This is a genomic window from Rhodothermus marinus, assembly GCF_009936275.1.
In the GTDB taxonomy this organism is placed as follows: domain Bacteria; phylum Bacteroidota; class Rhodothermia; order Rhodothermales; family Rhodothermaceae; genus Rhodothermus; species Rhodothermus marinus_A.
The window spans coordinates 3,094,359-3,111,184 of the sequence record NZ_AP019797.1 but is presented as its reverse complement, the minus strand read 5'-3'; the positions used below and the strand labels follow the sequence as shown (position 1 = coordinate 3,111,184).

The window sequence follows — 16,826 nt, the reverse complement described above, 5'->3', positions numbered from 1 at the left end:
CGCTTTTCGGGGAGGCGAAAGTCGCGGGGCGAGAAAGTTCGAAATGTGCGGCAACTTGCGCGAAGGTAGGGGGTAAGCTTCCGATGCAGGTCCATAAGTCGATCCGGGGCCTTTCTTTCCAATTTTACGAGCGTCGGCCCTCGAGGCGGGCGCGGAGCAGAGGGATCATGACGGTATTGATGGTGGGAGCCACCGGCGCCACGGGGCGGTTGCTGGTGCAGCAATTGTTGGAGCGGGGCGAGCGGGTGCGGGCCATCGTGCGCACGCCTGACAGGCTTTCGGAGCTGCTTGACACGCAGCCGAACCTTTCGCTGATCTATGGAAGCATTTCGGAGTTGAGCGATGCGGAGCTGGCCGCCTACGTGGAAGGGTGGGGGGCGGTGGCCTCGTGCCTGGGCCATCGGGTGAGCTTCCGGGGGATGTTCGGACCGCCGCGACGTCTGGTGACCGACGCGGTGCGGCGACTCTGTCGGGCCGTCCGGCGACACCGACCGGACCGGCCGGTCCGCTTCGCGCTGATGAACACGGCGGGCAACCGCAATCGCGATCTGGACGAACCGTTGCCTTTCCTGCACCGGCTGCTGGAGCGACTGTTGCGTGGCCTGTTGCCGCCACATGCGGACAACGTGGCGGCCGCCGAGTTTTTGCGCACGCGCATCGGTCCGCGGGACGAATTCATCGAGTGGGTGGCCGTGCGTCCGGATGCCCTTCAGGACGAGGCGGCCGTCTCGGCCTACGAGGTGCATCCGTCGCCCACGCGCAGCGCACTGCTCGACGCCGGAGCCACCAGCCGGATCAACGTGGCGCACTTCATGGCCCGGCTGCTCACCGAAGAGGCGCTCTGGAACCGCTGGAAAGGGCAGATGCCGGTCATTTACAACCGGGCCTGACGTCCGTCGGGCGAAGGAGGCGCCTCGTGCCAGGTGATGCGGCGACGATCGCCGCCCAGGTGTTCGAGCCGCAGGCGCAGCGCGTGCGGGGGCAGCAACGGCTCGACGCGATCGGCCCATTCGACGACGCTCACGCCGTCGCCATAAAAGTATTCCTCGTAGCCCAGGTCGAAGAACTCTTCCAGGTTGCGCAGGCGGTAGGCGTCGAAGTGGTAGAGCGGCAGCCGTCCGTCCCGGTACTCGTGCACGAGCGTGAACGTGGGGCTGCTGACCTCCACGTCGGGAATGCCCAGGCCCGCCGCGATCCCTTTGACCAGTTGCGTTTTGCCCGCGCCCAGGTCGCCATAGAGCGCCACCACGTCGCCCGGCCGGAGGTGTTCGGCCAGGCGCCGCCCCAGCGCATGCGTGGCCTCGGGGCTGTCCGTCTCGCAGGGCAACAGATCGGTCCGTGCAGCGGTGCTCATAAGGTCCGGGGACGCAGGGTAACGATCGGCACGATCATCTCCTGCAGCGACACGCCGCCATGCTGGAACGTGTCGCGGTACAGGTTCACGTAGTGGTGGTAATTCGTCGGATAGACGAAGTAGTAGTCTTCTTTGGCGAGCAGGTAGGTGGTCGTCACGCTGCTTCGCGGCAGACCGAAGGGCAGCGGGTCGCGCACGAGGATGGCGTGGCGCTCGTCGCCACGCAGGTTGCGGCCGAACTTGAACCGGAGCGCCGTCGAGGTTTCGCGATCGCCCAGTACTTTCGTGGGGTGCAGGCAGCGGATGGCGCCGTGGTCGGTCGTCAGGATGATCGTGCAGCGCTGGCGGGCCAGCTCCTGAAAAGCCTGGTAGAGCCAGGAATGCTCGAACCAGGTGCGCGTCAGTGCCCGGTAAGCGCGCTCGTCCGGAGCAATCTCTTTAAGCACGTCCGAGTCGGAGCGGCTGTGCGCCAGAATGTCGACGAAGTTCACGACGATGGCGCTCAGGTCGTGCTGCAGGAAGTCGTTCACCTGGCGGGCGAAGGCGCGGCCGTCGGCGGCGCCGATGAGCTTTTCGTAGCGGATGCGCGCGCGCAGGCGGCGCCGCTCGAAGAAGTCGTGCAGGAACGTCTCTTCGTTGCGGTTGCGGCTGCTTTCGCCTTCTTCGGCCTCGGACCAGGCGTCCGGGTAACGCCGGGCCAGATCACGCGGCAGCAGCCCGCTGAAGATTGCGTTGCGGGCGTACGGCGTGGCTGTGGGCAGCAGCGAAAAGTGGAAGTGCAGCTCCAGGTCGAACAGCGGCGCCAGCAGTCGTTCGAACTCCAGCCACTGGTCGAAGCGCATGCAGTCGATGACGAAAAACAGCACGGGCCGTCCTTCGTCGAGTGCCGGCAGCACGAAGCGGGGCAGCACCTCGTGCGAGAGTACGGGCCGGTCTTTGTCGGGTTGCGACGCCAGCCAGTCGGGGTATACGTCCTCGATGTAACGTCCGAAGACCCGGTTGGCCTCGCGGAACTGGTCTTCCAGAATCTGGCGGGCGCCTTCGTCGCCTTCCAGCTCCAGATCGAAGCGGGTGAGCCGGCGGTACAGGTCCACCCATTCATCGGGCGAGAGCGGCCCCTGCAACGCAGCCGCAATGCGGGCAAAGGCCTGCAGGTATTCCTGCGAGACTTTTTCGCTTCGGATGCGGGGTTGTTCGAGCAGGCGCTTGCAGGTGAGCAGGATCTGGCTCGGGTTGACGGGTTTGGTCAGGTAGTCGCTGATCTGGCGGCCCAGCGCTTCTTCCATGAGATGCTCTTCTTCGCTCTTGGTGACGAGCACCACGGGCAGCTCCGGCGCGATCGCCTTGATTTCGGAGAGCGTCTCCAGACCACCCATGCCCGGCATCTGCTCGTCGAGCAGCACCACGTCGAAGTGCTGGCGGCGCACCTGCTCGACGGCGTCGGCGCCGTTCGTGACGCTGGTCACCTCATAGCCCTTCGTTTCCAGAAACAGAATGTGCGGCCGAAGCAGTTCGATCTCGTCGTCGGCCCAGAGAATGCGTGGTTTTCCCGGCATGTGCATGCGCTGCTTGGTTCAATCCCTGCAAAAAACGGCGGATGAGGGAAACCCCCCGCCGCTTCTGGCTATAACGTACGCCCCGGACAGGCGATCCGGTTTGCCAGGGTTTTGAACGAACGGCCTGCTCATGATATTGCGTACCGGACAGTTCACCTTCCCGACGCCGCCCGCGCAGCTCTTCGGCCGCGAGGCGCCGCTGATGCTGGAGATCGGCTTCGGCGACGGCGGCTTTCTGACGGACTGGGCGGCGCGTCACCCGGACTGGAACGTGCTGGGCGTGGAGATTTCGCCGGGCTCGATGCGGCGGGCGTTCGGGCGGGTGCGCCGGGCCGGTCTGACCAACGTGCGGCTCTATCTGGGCCAGGCCCGCTTTCTGGTGCGTAACGTGTTGCCGCAGCGCAGCCTGTCGCTGGTGTACGTGAACTTCCCGGATCCCTGGCCCAAAAAGCGCCACCAGGAGCGGCGGCTGTTGCAGGCGCCGTTTTTCGAGCTACTTTCCACCCGACTGGCCGACGGCGGGGCGCTTCGGCTGACCACCGACGACGCGCCGTATTTTTCTTTCGCGCTGGAAGAGGCCGAAAAGACCGGGCTGTATCGGATCGAAGTGACCGAGCCGCCGCCGGAGACGCGCCAGACCAAGTACGCGCGTAAGTGGCAGGCCCAGCAGAAACCCATTTACCACGCCGTCTTTACGAAGCAGGCCGAGGCTTCCGATCCGTTTCCTCCGTCCATCGAACGCTACGACGTCATGCACCACGCACTGCTGGAAGGGACGCTCCCCGAACTGGAACGCTTCGAGAAACTGGTCCACGCTTTCCGAGGCGGTCACGTGATCGTGCTCGAAGCCTACCGGACGCTTGACGGCACCGGGTTGCTGTTTCTGGTGCGAATTGAAGAGGAGGACCTGACGCAGGAAGTGCTGGTCGAAGCGCGTCCGAAGGATGGAAAGGTGCTCGTGCGCGTGCTTCCGTTCGGCCTTCCGCTCTCGACGCGAGGCACGCGCGAGGCGATCCGGTGCCTGACCGAATGGCTGGAAGCGCAGGGCATGCGTCTGGCCGAAGCGTTTTTCTGAAATTAAGTGCGCACCTGCTTGTAGTGCGCTACGGAGCGTAAGCGAAGTGGCGTCCCTGTTGGTGCCTTGCGCCTGACCACGAGCGCGCTCGTACCTTTGCTGCTGCATCTGCATCTCGAACGCGTTTGGGGTAAGGCTCATGGAACCTGTAGTAACGCTACCGGTAGCCCGGTGTATCGCCGGGAAGAATGGGCATGCAAACTGTGACGCCTCATGAAAGAAGCGCAATTGCTGCAGCGTATTGTTGTCGATCCAAAAGTAATGGCAGGAAAGCCGGTTATTCGGGGGACGCGGCTGCCGGTGGAATATATTCTGAAATTGCTGGCGCATGGGGCCACGGTCGAGGAAATTCTTCAGGAGTACTCCGGGCTTACGCACGAAGACATTCAGGCCTGTCTCTTGTTTGCGACCAGAGTGCTCGAAAAGACAGATTTTATGCCACTGATTGCGTCAGAAGAGTAGATGCGCTTCATGGTGGATGAATGTACCGGTCCTGCTGTAGCGAAGTGGTTGCGTGCGCAGGGATATGAGGGATTTTCTGTGTATGACGAGGCGCGCGGGGTGGATGATGAGACGCTTCTTCAGAAAGCATTTGCCGAGAACTGGATATTGATTACGAACGATAAGCACTTTGGGGAAAAGATTTATCGCGAGCGACATCCCCATCGAGGCGTTGTGCTTCTGAGATTGGAAGATGAGCGATCGGTAACAAAGATTGCAGTACTGCAACGTTTGCTCCAGCGTTACGGGGAACGACTGACCGATCAATTTGTCGTGGTCAGCGAAGCAGGCGTACGATTCGCCCGGGAGTGAACGCGATGGGTTTGAGCCATGTCGATGGTGCGCCGACTTGTTGCGGTGTTGCTGCTGGCCGACGGGCTGATTACCGTCGTCTGGGGCCCCGGTTTTTTGCGCTGGCAGCGTCGGTGGATGCCCGCCTGGTACCGGCCGGTGCTGGACGGTCTGCTCCGCTGGCCCGAATGGCTCCTTCGCCTTGGCGCTGCTCTGGAGGCCGGGCTGGGATGGTGGCTGTGGAAGCGCAGCGCCTGAACGAAAATCAGGCCCGTTGCAGGCGGAGGCGGCCGCGGCGGGGATCGATCGCTTCGGGACGTACGGCGACACGGTCGCCGGGCGTCAGCGCATCGGCCGTGGCCAGCAGGCCGCGCAGGCCGTAGGGCTGCAGCTCGACAAGATAGCCGGCCGGGCGACGGGCCACGACGATCGCCTCGAAGGTCTGCTCCGCGTGGCGTTCGAGCCAGACCAGCGCCCAGTAGCGGGTGGCCTGCTGTTCCAGCGCCCGGGCCTCGCGTTCGGCCGCCTCGGCGGTGGCCAGCACTTCGAACAGCCGGGTGGTGTCGTACGGGAGCGGCGCGTCGGCCAGCGCAGCCACGATCTGACGCTGCAGGGCCAGGTCGGCATAGCGCCGGATCGGCGAGGTGATCTGCACGTAGGCCTCCAGACCGAGTCCGGCATGAGGCTGGGGGTGCGTGGAAAAGCGTGTGCGGCGCAGCCCGCGCAACCGGCTGGCCAGCAGCACGGGGTCGTAGTCCAGCTTGCGTCCCTGCAACTCGGGATCGTCGGGCGGATCCTGCACGCGGTAGATCATGGGCAGCTCGTTTTCGGCCGCCCACCGGGCCGCCTCGGCATTGGCCAGGATCATCCATTCGCTGACCATGCGTCGGGCGGGTGTGTCGGGATCGATCACCTTGAGCGTGATCGTGTCGCCGTCCACCTGCACTTTGAGCTCGGGTCGCCGGATCAGCAGCGCGCCGCGCGCCAGCCGGGCTTCGGTCAGCGTCTGGCTCAGGCGGGCCAGCACCTGCAGCGCCTCGGCCAGCTCGTGCGGCGTTTCACCGGACAGCACCGCATCGGCCGTTTCGTAGGTGAACCCATGCGCCACGCGGATCTGTCCACGCACGAGCTGCACGTCCCGGATCTGCTCCGAGGCGTCCACGGTCACCACCACGCTCAGCGTGGGGCGGATTGCGTCGGGACGAAGGCTGGCCAGGTCGTGGCTCAGGCGCTCGGGCAGCATGGGAATGGAGCCGGTGGGCAGGTAGCGGGTCAGGCCCCGGCGCCGGGCTTCCTGGTCGAGCACGTCGTCCGGCGCGACGAAATGGGGCACGTCGGCCAGATGAATCCCGATGCGCCAGCCGCCCTCGGCCAGTGGTTCGACGGTGAAGGCATCGTCGATCTCGCGCGTGGAAGCGTCGTCGATGTGGAAGGCGGGCAGGTGCGTAAAGTCGGTGCGCTCGCCGGCCGGTTCGAAGGGCACGAGCGCTTCGGCGGCGGCCAGCACTTCGGGCGGGAAGGTCGGTTCGATGCCGGCCAGCAGCGCGAACGTATCGATGGAGGCATCGATGCGACCCGCACGCAGCAGGATCTCCAGGGCGGCCTCGCGGGTGGTCATGCCCCGGTCACGGGCCACTTCGGCCAGCACCTCGGTGGTTTCGGAGCGCTGCTTCTGACGCAGGTAGGCTTCGAGCGCGCCCAGCAGCGCGGCCGGCGCCTCGGACAGCTCGTCGGCCTCGGCGTCGAGCAGTTGTTCGAGCTGTGCGCGCAGCGCCCGGCGTTCGGCCTCACGTTCCCGGCGGCAGCGCTCCGCCGTCTGCAGGGCTTCCACCTGCTCGGGCGTGCGCGGAACGAAGGTCAGGCCCCGGCGGCCGAAGTACAGGGTATCGCTTAAGAGCGCCCGCAGCAGCGCCGCCTGTTCCAGCGACCCGGCCTCGCCGAAGTAGAGCCGGGCCAGGGCTTCCAGGTCGAACGCCTCGCCTTCTTCGCGGGCGGTCTCCCAGAGCAGGGCCAGGTCGATCTCCGCCTGCAGCGCGTCGATCTGAGCTTCCAGCGCCTGTACCACCTCGGCCAGCGCTTCGGCCGTGGCGGTGCGTTCGTGGCGAATAGCAATGCGGCGAACCGGCAGCCGGATGCGGCGTCCGGTGGGCGTCAGCGCCTGCACCGAGCCGTCGCGCGACTCCAGCACCAGCGCGAATTGCGGCCGGTCATCCTCAAGATATTCGACAAGCGTACCCGGTTTCATGACGGTAGTGTTTTGAATTCAGAGCGGCGGAAACCCACGGCTGAAGCCGTGGGAGGAGCCGCCTTCGGAATCAAATCATTGCGATGATTCAGGCGGGGAAACCCACAACACGGGATAAATTGCCCCACACCCATGACATACTGTTGACACCGGCGCATAATACCTTCCCACAAACGTTTGCCGCCATGCAGACGCTCACGGTCAAATGCAAGCTGGTCCTCTCTAAGGAGCAGCGAGAGGCACTTGACACCACCATGCGAGCGTTTGCCGCCGCGTGCAACGATGCAATCGCCGTCGGTCGAAGACTGAATACCGCGTCGAACATTCGCATCCACCGCGTCTGCTACAGCGACCTCAGAGCAAGGCATGGTCTTACAGCCAACCTTGCCGTCCGTGCCATTGCCCGAGCAGCAGGCATTCTCAAAGTCAAGAAGCGCCAGTGCAGTACAGTACGCCCGACAAGCATCGACTACGACGCCCGCATCTTCTCCTTCCGAGAAGCCGACTGGACGGTCAGCCTCTCCACAGTACAGGGACGGATTCGCGTTCCGATTGCAGTTGGAGCTTATCAGAAGCGGCTTCTCAGCAGTAGAAAGCCAACAAGCGCCGTGGTCTGGAAGACGCGGCAAGGAGACTACTACATCGGTATCCACATTAACGTAGAGACGCCCCCACCTGAAGATGAGCACGGGTGGATTGGCGTCGACCTTGGAATCGTCAACATTGCCACGCTGGATGACGGCACGGTGTTCAGCGGCGACCAGATAGAGCGGGTCCGTGCTCGGTATGAAAGAACCCGCCGCTCCCTCCAGCGAAAAGGCACGAGGGGCGCAAAGCGCGTGCTGAAACGGCTCTCGGGAAGGGAGCGGCGCTTCCAGGAGTCGATCAACCACACCATCAGTCGCCGTATCGTAGACCGGGCTATCGCCGAGGGTAAGGGTGTCCGGCTCGAAGACCTCAGCGGCATTCGTAAAAGTGTGCGCGTTCGAAAATCGCAGCGCAGAAGAATCCACCGCTGGGCGTTCTATGATTTGCGCATTAAAATCGCGTACAAGTGCGCCCTTGCCGGGGTGCCCTTCGAGCTGATTGATCCCCGCTACACCTCTCAGCGATGCCCGGTCTGCGGGCACGTGGAGAGAGCCAACCGCAAGAGCCAGAGCAAGTTTGTCTGTCGCCTGTGCGGGCTGGAAGCCAACGCCGATGTGGTTGGCGCAATTAACATTGCGCTCGGGGGTGCCGTCAACCACCCCGAAGTAGCGCCCGCAAATGTCCTGACGGTTCTGCATAGTCAGATATCGAAATGGGACAGAGGGCAGCTACAAGCCCACGACTTCAGTCGTGGGTAGTTGACAAAAGCAGGCGATTCCGGATGTATCTTGACAGACGTTCCGCAACCAACTGAAACGTCGATGTCGTGTCGGACGCTTCCGCTCAACGATGCGCTGTACGAATACCTGCTGGAGGTCTCCCTGCGTGAGCCCGAGGTGCTCCGGCGCCTTCGGGCCGAAACGGCCCGCCATCCCCGGGCCGAAATGCAGATCGCGCCCGAGCAGGGGCAGTTCATGGCGCTGCTGGTGCGGTTGATCGGAGCGCGGCGGGTGCTGGAGATCGGCACCTTTACCGGCTACAGCGCGCTCTGGATGGCGCTGGCCCTCCCGCCGGACGGCCGGCTCGTGACCTGTGACGTGAGCGCGGAATACACGGCCGTGGCCCGGCGCTACTGGGAGGCGGCCGGCGTGGCCGATCGGATCGAACTCCGGCTGGGGCCGGCGCTCGACACGCTCGAAGCGCTGCTGGACGAAGGGGCCGCCGGCACGTTTGATCTGGCCTTTATCGATGCCGATAAAGCATCGTACGATGCCTACTACGAGCGCGCGCTGCAACTGGTGCGGCCCGGCGGCTTGATCCTGCTGGACAACCTGCTTATGGGCGGGCGTGTGGCGGATCCGTCCAACCGGGAGCCGTCCGTCGAGGCCATCCGACGGCTCAACGAGAAACTCTGCCGGGATCTCCGCGTCGATTATGCGCTGCTCCCCCTTGCCGATGGACTCGGACTGGCCCGCCGGCGTTGAGGGTGCGCCATTTTTGCATACAGGCCGACGGGCACGATCTGTGCAGCAGGCCGCTTCGGGCGCGCGGTTGACCGTTGCCGGGCGCTGTGGCTGAAATTTCGACAGGACGGGGTTGCGAGCGGAGGTAAGGAGCTATGGCACAGGCGATTAAGGATTACTACGAGATTCTGGGCGTTCCGGAAAACGCCACCGAGGAGGAAATCAAGAAGGCGTACCGGAAGCTGGCTCGCGAGTGGCATCCGGACCGTAACCCGGACAAGCCGAACGCCGAGGAGCGCTTCAAGGAGATCCAGGAGGCCTACAGCGTGCTCTCGGATCCCGAGAAGCGCCGGCAATACGACATGATGCGCAAGAATCCGTTCGGCGCCTTCGGTGGGTTCGGTCCGGGCAACGGCAGCCGGTTCTACCGGACGCCAGAGGGAACGTACGTCCATTTCGAAACGAGCGGCAACCTCGAAGACCTGCTGGACGAAGAGTTCGGCTTCGGCAGCCTGGGCGATCTCTTCAGCCGCTTCTTCGGTGGCTTCGGGCGGACCGGCACGCGGCACGACCCGTTTGCGCGGGCACGTCGTCCGCGCGACGTGGAGGTGCGCGTGCGGCTTCCGTTCGAGCAGGCGCTCCGGGGCGGCAAGACCGACATCACCTTGCCCGACGGCCAGAAGGTCCGGATCAACGTCCCGAAGGGCGTCCGCTCCGGCTTCAAGATTCGCCTGAAGGACGGCGGTCCGACGATCGCCGGCGTGCCGCAGGGCAATGTGTACATCATCTTTGAGGTCGAGCCGCATCCGCGCTTCCGGCGGGAGGGCGACGACCTCTACACGACGATCACGATCAACCCGCTGGAGGCGATGCTGGGCACCACGCGCGAGATCGTGGATGCCTACGGTCGTCGGATCAAGGTGCGGATCCCGCCGGGCACGCAACCGGGCGAGCGGTTGCGCATCCGCGGCCACGGCGTGGAGACCGACACGCATACGGGCGACCTCTACGTCGAAGTGCAACTGGAAATCCCGCGCAACCTTTCGGCTGAGCAGCAACGCATCCTGCGCGAGGCGGCCGAAAAGGCCGGTCTGATCCGGTCGTAATCACCGAGGCGCCATTGAGCGCCTTTTTTTGTTTTGCAGCAGCCTTTCAGGACAACGTGTCCGTGGCACCCCGCTGTGCTTCGTGCCTGGCCGCGAGTACAGATGCGTTTGTAGAACTTATCCGGAAAACAAGGGGAGATCCGGTAAGCTGGCTCTTTGCGCTGCATCTCAGAAGCACGTGTTTGTAGTAAGCCACGAAGGCGCTAGCCGTAGTGGCGTTACCCGGGACGGCACTCCGCTTCGCTCCGTGCCTGACTACAAGCACGTGGGTTGTGCTTCAAAGCTCAGCGGAACGCTATGTAAGGTCGAAATTGCGAATTCCCTGGACTTATTTTTCGGATGACTTCTAGTAAGCCACGAATATGGGATCGATGATTTACCGGTGCATGATGGCGCACCGGACATAATCCAGTACGATGGGGCGGACACAGTGGTCCGCCCCTACGGGATAGGGGAAACGTCAAAGATCTGGTAGGGGCGCACCGCAGAGTGTACCCTACCGGACAAACGACAACGTTCCTACCCCGCAGGGTCGGACCTTTGGGGTTCCCCGAACGCCTCGATCGGCGCCCCCGTATCAGTCCTTTTCCGTCAGAAACGCCAGTACCTCACGGGCGAAGGCTTCGGGCGCGTCGGCGTGCACCCAGTGGCCGGCGCCCGGGATCGTGACAAGGCGGGCTGCAGGAAAGAGCCGGCGGATGGCAGGTAGGTCGGCGTCCGTGATGTAGTCGGAGCGTTCGCCTTTTACGAAGAGCACCGGTCCGGTGAACCGGCGGCCGTCGGCGATGGCCTCGTTGATGCGGTCGTAGTAGCGAATCAGCCCTTCCAGGTCCATCTGCCAGGTGTAGCGCCGCGTGTCCGGATCGTACTGGAGGTTTTTCAGCAGAAACTGACGGATCGGCGCCTCGGGCACGTGGGCGGCCAGCGCTTCGTCGATGGCCCGGCGACTGTCGTAGCGGGCAGGATCGATGGCCTGGAGGGCATCGAGGATCACCCGATGGCGGGGCTCGTAGGCCCGCGGCGCGATGTCCACCACCACGAGCCGATCGACGCGCTCCGGAGCCGTGAGCGCCAGTTCCATGGCCACCTTGCCGCCCATCGAATGGCCCAGCACGTGCGCCCGATCGATCTCGTGCGCGTCCATGAAGGCCAGCACGTCGGCGGCCATCGTGGGATAGTCGATGGGATGGGCGTGCGGAGAGCGGCCGTGCCCGCGCAGGTCCAGCGTGAAGACGCGGAAGTGCGGCGCAAAGGCCTTGCTGGCCAGCGTGTGCCAGTTGCCGCTGCTGCCCAGCAGGCCGTGCAGAATCAGCAGGGGTGGTCCATCGGTGCCGTAGCTCCGGTAGGCCAGCTCAACGGTCTGGATGGCGGGTTGCGACATGGCCGGGAACGGGTTGTAGTTCGTTTTCGGAAAGCGGCTCGAACTCGCCCACAAAGCGAATCTCCGGCTCCAGGCGGTAGCCCGTGCGGGCTTCGACCACCTGCTGCACGTAGGCGATGAGCGCACGCACCTGGGCGGCGGTGGCGCGGCCGCGATTGACGATAATGTTGGCGTGCTTCGGAGAGACCTCGGCGTCGCCGATGCGCGTGCCCTTCAGGCCGCACTGGTCGATGAGGCGGCCGGCGCCGATGCCGTCGATCTTTTTGAAGATGGAGCCGGCGCTGGGTTCGGTCTCCAGCGGCGGGTGGCGTTCGCGTCGCCAGGCGAGGTTCGCCGCCATGATTTCGCGCATGCGGACCGGGTCGCCCGGTGCCAGTTGAAACGTGGCGGCCAGCACGATGTCGTCGCGTTCGTGCAGAATCGAGTAGTCGTAGCCGAAGCGGAAATAGTCGGGACCGACCGTGCGGCGTTCGCCCTCGGCCGTAAGGATTTCGGCCTCGGCCAGCACCTCTTCGATGAAGACGGTGCGTTCGCGCTCGGGCGGCGGGGAGAGAAAATGGAGGTTCTGCCAGAGGGCCCCGCCCACCGTGGAGGGAATGCCCACGTAGTGCTCCAGGCCAGACAGGCCCGCGCCTACGGCCACTTCGATCAGGTCGGGATAGACGATAGCCCCGCTTTCGGCCCAGAGGCGGTGTCCGGGCAGCAGGCGGTAGGCGCGGGCCGCGTTGCGGATGACCAGTCCCCGGAAGCCCCGGTCGCCCACCAGGATGTTGGCGCCCAGGCCGAGCACGAAGTAGGGGATGCCCAGTTCGCGGGCGGCCAGCACGGCTTCGGCCAGCTCGTCGCGCGTACGCGCCTCGAAAAACAGATCCGCCGGCCCGCCGATTTTGAACGTCGTGTACGGTGCCAGCGGCACGTCGCGCTGCACGCGCTCCGGCCCCAGGCGCGCACAAAGGAATGAGAAAACCTCGGAATGGAGCACAAGCGGCACAGGTTTGTCAAAAGCCCAGACCTGTACCCTGTAAGATTGGAGAGGTTCACAAAGCTCTCTTGACAGAAAGATGAAGGTGATCTAAATTCGGAAGCGCTTTTGATCGTGTTGCGGATAACCGGGGCGCTTGAACGGTTGAGTGTGCGATTTTAACCGTTCGCCCGAGTTCTTTTGCAGGGCGAGTTCTCAGTGAGGATATTTTGCACTGTCGAATAGGGCATGGGGCGCTAAATGCGAAGGAAACGTCTGTTGATTGTTGTACTGGCTGGAATGGTCTGTATAGCCGCTTGGGGCTGTGCCACCAGCCAACGGGCCGCCGGGATTTACACGGCGGAACTGGGACGCGCGCCCAGCCAGAGTATATTGATTGAAAATATTCTGGTAGTGCTGAACAGTCATGGCTATCAGGTGCACAGCGTCTCGTCCCGGATGTTGGAGACCGAGTGGCGATTGGAAGACGCGCCCTATGCGCTGCAGGAGGAAGGAATAACGCAGCTGCGTGACAGAATCATCGTGATCCTGGGGCAGCGAGGGCGGGGTTACTATACGGCGCAGATGCGCGGTGAGGAGCAGGTGCTGATGGATGGACAATGGCAGCAACGAGCGCTCACGGCGGCGGCGCTTGATCGCTATCGAGCAATCGCGGCACAGGTGAAACAACGCCTGCAGCCCTATATGACGCAGGAATGAAAGTTTTTTACCATAACGCCATTTCAAAGGAAATGGCCGACCCGACAGCAACACAATCCTCAAAAACAACCCAGGAGGTCATCCATGCGTAGAGGTCTACTCCTTTCGGGATTGCTGCTGGCCCTGTTTTGGATGGGGCCAGTCGGCGATGCACTGGCGCAGACCGGCACGGTACGCGGACGCGTACTGGATGCCAGCACAGGGGAGCCGCTTCCGGGCGCCAGCGTGGTGCTGTTGCAGGACGGCACGCTGGTTACCGGATCCGCTTCTGACGTGGATGGACGGTACACCATTCAGAACGTGCCGCCGGGTACCTACACACTGCGCGCGACATTTGTAGGGTACGAACCCTTCACGCAGGAAGTTGCAGTGCGTGCTGGGGCGACTACGGAAGTGATTGCCCGCCTGCAGCCCAGTGCGATTGAGCTGGAAGGCGTGGCCGTAACGGCGCTTGGCTTCCGTATCAATCGTGATGAGCTGGGAACGGCCACGTCGGCGGTAGAAGGCGAGCAACTGGTTGAATCTGGTGAGATTTCGGTGTTGAAGGCGTTGTCGGCCAAGGCGGCGGGGCTGAACGTGACGGCCTTCGGTGGCGACCCGGGAGCCGGGGCCCGAATCGTGATTCGTGGGCCCAAGACGATCCAGGGCGACAACCAGCCGCTGATCGTGATCGACGGAGTGCCGGTGGACAACAATACGCAGGGTGAGGGTACGGCCGGTGTGCAGCAGCAGTCGCGTCTGAACGACCTGAATCCGGCTGACATCGCCTCGGTCGAGGTGCTGAAAGGCGCTGCGGCGGCGGCCCTATATGGTTCGCGCGCCCAGAACGGCGTAATCGTCATCACGACGAAGCGTGGTAATTATCTGGGGCGCATGAACGTTTCCTACCAGTCCTCGGTCGCTTTTGATGAGGTGAACCGGACAGTGCCACTACAGACCGCTTATGGTCAGGGTGTGTTGGGGCAGTTCCGAGGCACTTTGTTAGGAGCTGCGGTTGGACGGCAATTATCTTGGGGAGATCGTATAGCGGATCGTCCTGGAGGTGAAGATGAGCGTGCAGGAACAGCAGCTGCTGTCGGTAAGCAAACTGGTCGAGTGTACTATGATATTCCTGTGGGAACCCCGGATAATCCGCATGGCGGTAAACGGTCGAAAGAGGTGTATGATCATAGCCGTGAGATCTTTAAGACAGGGTTAACCTTTGAGAATGCGCTGAGTATTAGCGGGGGCGATGAAAACGGCCGCTATTATCTGAGCATCGGCAATGTCTATCAGGACGGAGTCATCAAGGAAAACAGCAACTACCAGCGCACCTCGATCCGGCTGAGCGCGGAGCGGTCGCTCAGCGAGCGGCTGACGGTGGGAGGCAGCGCGAACTACATTCGAGTGAACTCCGACCGCATTCAGCAGGGATCGAACATTAGCGGCCTGTTGCTGGGCGCGCTGCGTACACCGCCGGACTTCGACAATACGGATTATCAGGTAGACTACTATCCGCAAGGCCTGGACGGTGCGTTTATCCCCAATCGCCATCGTTCCTTCCGAAACCCACTTGGCGCCAGCGTCAATCCGCGTTATGATAATCCGTTCTTTACGATGAATCGCAACCGCGACGCGACGCTGGTCAACCGCATTATCGGTGATGTAAACGCCTCCTATGATGCGCTGGACTGGTTGAATCTGACGGCCCGTGTGGGGGTTGATCATTACACAGACCGTCGCTATACATTCTTCCCGATTTACAACGCCTCGAATCCCAGCGGTAGTCTGTCGGAGGCCAACCTGGGGTACTATTCGGTCAATGTGGACCTGATTGCGCGGGCTGCGCGCCAGATCAATCCGGATATCCGGCTGAATGTGACAGCCGGAGCCAACTTCAACCATCGCGAAAATGATCAGCTCTCAGGTGCACTGAATACGTTTGTAAATCCGATAGATCTCCGCAGTCTGGAAAATGCTGAAACGCAGAACACCAGTGCTTATACAGAACAGACTGTGCGGCGTACGTTCGGCACGTTTGGTGAGGTAGACCTGGCGCTCTATGACCAGCTCTTTATCAAGCTGACAGGGCGATTGGACTATGCCTCGACCTTCGGCCCGGAAGCCAAGTCGTCCTTCTTCTATCCGTCGGTGCAGGTGGCCTGGCAGTTCTCGGATCTGCTGGGGCCCAACCCGGTGCTGAGCTTTGGTAAGCTGCGGGCTTCCTATGCCGAGGTCGGGCGTGAACCGGATCCGTACCTGGCTTTCACGTACTTTGTGAATGCCGACTTCTTCGACGGATGGACGGGTACCACGCTGGATGCGGCTGCTTACGGTGGGGGCTTCCAGCGGAGCGCGCGTGCTGCCTCTCCCACGATCAAGCCTGAACGTACCCGGGAGTTTGAGGTGGGAGCCGATCTGCGCTTCTTTAACGACCGTTACTCGTTGAGCGCGACCTACTACTTCAACCGCTCCACGGATCTGATCTTCAATGTGGATGTGCCGCCCAGCACGGGCTTTCTGACCCAGACACAGAATGCGGCGGAGACCGAAAACTGGGGCGTGGAACTCTCGCTGGATGCCAACTGGATCAATACCCGTGACTTTGGCTGGAATACCTACATCAACTGGTGGAAGAACGAGAACACGGTGGTCAGCCTGGCCGGTGTGCAGGAAGTGAGTCTGGCCGGCTTCATCGGGGCCACGTCCAGTCTGGTTGAAGGGGAGCCGTTTGGTGTGCTCTACGGCGACCGCTGGCGCCGGGAATCATTCGAACCGTTGACGGATGCCGAAAAAGCGGATGGTTACTCGGTAGCACCGGATGGTCGCATCCTCGATCCCAACGGTTTCCCGGTTATGGCTTCCACCTCCGGGGTGATCGGTGATCCGAACCCGGACTGGAACGCTGGTATCGGCAACCGATTCCGTTACAAGAATCTGTCGCTGGATATCCTGTGGGACTTCCGGATGGGCGGTGATGTATGGAATGGTACGCGGGGCGCCCTCTACTTCTTTGGAACGCATGGGGATCAGGACTGGACGACTACCCTTTCCGCAGAAGAGGCCTCAACTATTAGAAATTACCTTGGATTGACAGCGGAGCAGATGGTAGCTGCTGGCCTGTGGCCTGTTACCTACCGTAACGAGGATGGGACCTACACCGTACGGGGCTATATTCACGACTTTGGAGCTGGACCTGTGCTCATTGATGAAACCTATTTCTGGTCCGGTCCGGGTAGTGGCTTTACGGGCCCCACGGAGCAGTTCATCGAAGATGGCAGCTACATCCGTCTCCGGGAAGTGACGCTCAGCTACAACTGGCGGGGCGAGACCGTGCGGCGGCTGGGGCTGTCGTCCATTGATTTCTCCATCACGGGTCGTAACCTGCTGCTGATTACGGACTACAAGGGCATTGACCCGGAAACCAACCTGACCGGGCCGTCGAACGGGCAGGGGCTGGACTACTTCAACAACCCAAACACCCGTTCCTACCGGTTTACGGTGCGCTTTAACTACTGATGCGCGTGACAGGCCGGGTCCGGAGGCAACTTCCGGACCCGGCCATCCAACTACCGCAATCTGTTTCACGAAACCGAGTCATACAGC

15 protein-coding genes are annotated in these 16,826 nt (G+C 62.6%); 10 read left to right on the top strand and 5 right to left on the bottom strand.

What is annotated here, in order from left to right; translation table 11 throughout:
• The first annotated feature begins 167 nt into the window (after nucleotides 1-167).
• Entirely contained in the window at nucleotides 168-890 is a 723-nt protein-coding gene (locus tag GYH26_RS13570; RefSeq protein ID WP_161542108.1) for an NAD(P)-dependent oxidoreductase, read from the top strand.
• On the opposite strand, the gene tsaE is transcribed toward GYH26_RS13570, so the two are convergent.
• Both tsaE and GYH26_RS13560 read right to left on the bottom strand, forming a co-directional pair.
• Complete coding sequence (tsaE, locus tag GYH26_RS13565; RefSeq protein ID WP_161542107.1) at nucleotides 875-1,354, bottom strand: tRNA (adenosine(37)-N6)-threonylcarbamoyltransferase complex ATPase subunit type 1 TsaE; 480 nt, start codon at nucleotides 1,352-1,354, stop codon at nucleotides 875-877. The two genes, GYH26_RS13570 and tsaE, sit on opposite strands and share 16 nt — an antisense overlap.
• Nucleotides 1,351-2,910: a response regulator gene (locus tag GYH26_RS13560; protein ID WP_242006442.1), complete on the bottom strand. Its 1,560-nt coding sequence runs from the start codon at nucleotides 2,908-2,910 to the stop codon at nucleotides 1,351-1,353. Before GYH26_RS13560 ends, tsaE begins: the two co-directional genes overlap by 4 nt.
• A gap of 130 nt (nucleotides 2,911-3,040) precedes the next feature.
• On the opposite strand from GYH26_RS13560, the gene trmB reads away from it, so the two are divergent.
• The 4 genes from trmB to GYH26_RS13540 all read left to right on the top strand — a co-directional run bounded on the left by trmB (nucleotide 3,041) and on the right by GYH26_RS13540 (nucleotide 5,035).
• A complete protein-coding gene (gene trmB / locus GYH26_RS13555; protein WP_161542105.1) occupies nucleotides 3,041-3,985 on the top strand; it encodes a tRNA (guanosine(46)-N7)-methyltransferase TrmB in 945 nt (314 codons plus the stop codon).
• 213 nt (nucleotides 3,986-4,198) lie between these two features.
• Nucleotides 4,199-4,447 carry a DUF433 domain-containing protein gene (locus GYH26_RS13550; RefSeq protein WP_012845002.1) on the top strand — a complete coding sequence of 83 codons (249 nt, stop codon included), beginning with the start codon at nucleotides 4,199-4,201 and terminating at the stop codon, nucleotides 4,445-4,447.
• A complete protein-coding gene (locus tag GYH26_RS13545) occupies nucleotides 4,448-4,798 on the top strand; it encodes a DUF5615 family PIN-like protein (protein WP_161542104.1) in 351 nt (116 codons plus the stop codon).
• Nucleotides 4,799-4,816: 18 nt separating this feature from the next.
• Nucleotides 4,817-5,035 (top strand): hypothetical protein, encoded by a 219-nt coding sequence (locus GYH26_RS13540; protein WP_041806416.1) that lies wholly within the window; start codon nucleotides 4,817-4,819, stop codon nucleotides 5,033-5,035.
• A gap of 7 nt (nucleotides 5,036-5,042) precedes the next feature.
• Here the strand turns inward: GYH26_RS13540 and GYH26_RS13535 are convergent, their stop codons facing one another.
• Nucleotides 5,043-7,022 (bottom strand): RNB domain-containing ribonuclease, encoded by a 1,980-nt coding sequence (locus GYH26_RS13535; RefSeq protein WP_161542103.1) that lies wholly within the window; start codon nucleotides 7,020-7,022, stop codon nucleotides 5,043-5,045.
• A gap of 185 nt (nucleotides 7,023-7,207) precedes the next feature.
• Here GYH26_RS13535 and GYH26_RS13530 point away from each other — a divergent pair, with 185 nt between their 5' ends.
• From GYH26_RS13530 to GYH26_RS13520, 3 genes are all read left to right on the top strand, one after another.
• Nucleotides 7,208-8,368 carry an RNA-guided endonuclease InsQ/TnpB family protein gene (locus GYH26_RS13530; protein ID WP_242006441.1) on the top strand — a complete coding sequence of 387 codons (1,161 nt, stop codon included), beginning with the start codon at nucleotides 7,208-7,210 and terminating at the stop codon, nucleotides 8,366-8,368.
• Nucleotides 8,369-8,431: 63 nt separating this feature from the next.
• Nucleotides 8,432-9,094 (top strand): O-methyltransferase, encoded by a 663-nt coding sequence (locus GYH26_RS13525; RefSeq protein WP_161542102.1) that lies wholly within the window; start codon nucleotides 8,432-8,434, stop codon nucleotides 9,092-9,094.
• Nucleotides 9,095-9,228: 134 nt separating this feature from the next.
• Nucleotides 9,229-10,179, top strand: coding sequence for a DnaJ C-terminal domain-containing protein (locus GYH26_RS13520; RefSeq protein ID WP_161542101.1), 951 nt, complete (start codon nucleotides 9,229-9,231; stop codon nucleotides 10,177-10,179).
• Nucleotides 10,180-10,756: 577 nt separating this feature from the next.
• Here GYH26_RS13520 and GYH26_RS13515 read toward each other — a convergent pair.
• Both GYH26_RS13515 and murB read right to left on the bottom strand, forming a co-directional pair.
• A complete protein-coding gene (locus GYH26_RS13515; protein WP_161542100.1) occupies nucleotides 10,757-11,560 on the bottom strand; it encodes an alpha/beta fold hydrolase in 804 nt (267 codons plus the stop codon).
• Entirely contained in the window at nucleotides 11,532-12,551 is a 1,020-nt protein-coding gene (murB, locus tag GYH26_RS13510; protein ID WP_161542099.1) for a UDP-N-acetylmuramate dehydrogenase, read from the bottom strand. Before murB ends, GYH26_RS13515 begins: the two co-directional genes overlap by 29 nt.
• Before the next feature lie 249 nt (nucleotides 12,552-12,800).
• Between murB and GYH26_RS13505 the strand changes: the two genes are divergently transcribed.
• Both GYH26_RS13505 and GYH26_RS13500 read left to right on the top strand, forming a co-directional pair.
• Nucleotides 12,801-13,241, top strand: coding sequence for a hypothetical protein (locus GYH26_RS13505; protein WP_161542098.1), 441 nt, complete (start codon nucleotides 12,801-12,803; stop codon nucleotides 13,239-13,241).
• 84 nt (nucleotides 13,242-13,325) lie between these two features.
• A complete protein-coding gene (locus GYH26_RS13500) occupies nucleotides 13,326-16,739 on the top strand; it encodes a SusC/RagA family TonB-linked outer membrane protein (RefSeq protein ID WP_161542097.1) in 3,414 nt (1,137 codons plus the stop codon).
• The last annotated feature ends 87 nt before the right edge of the window (nucleotides 16,740-16,826 follow it).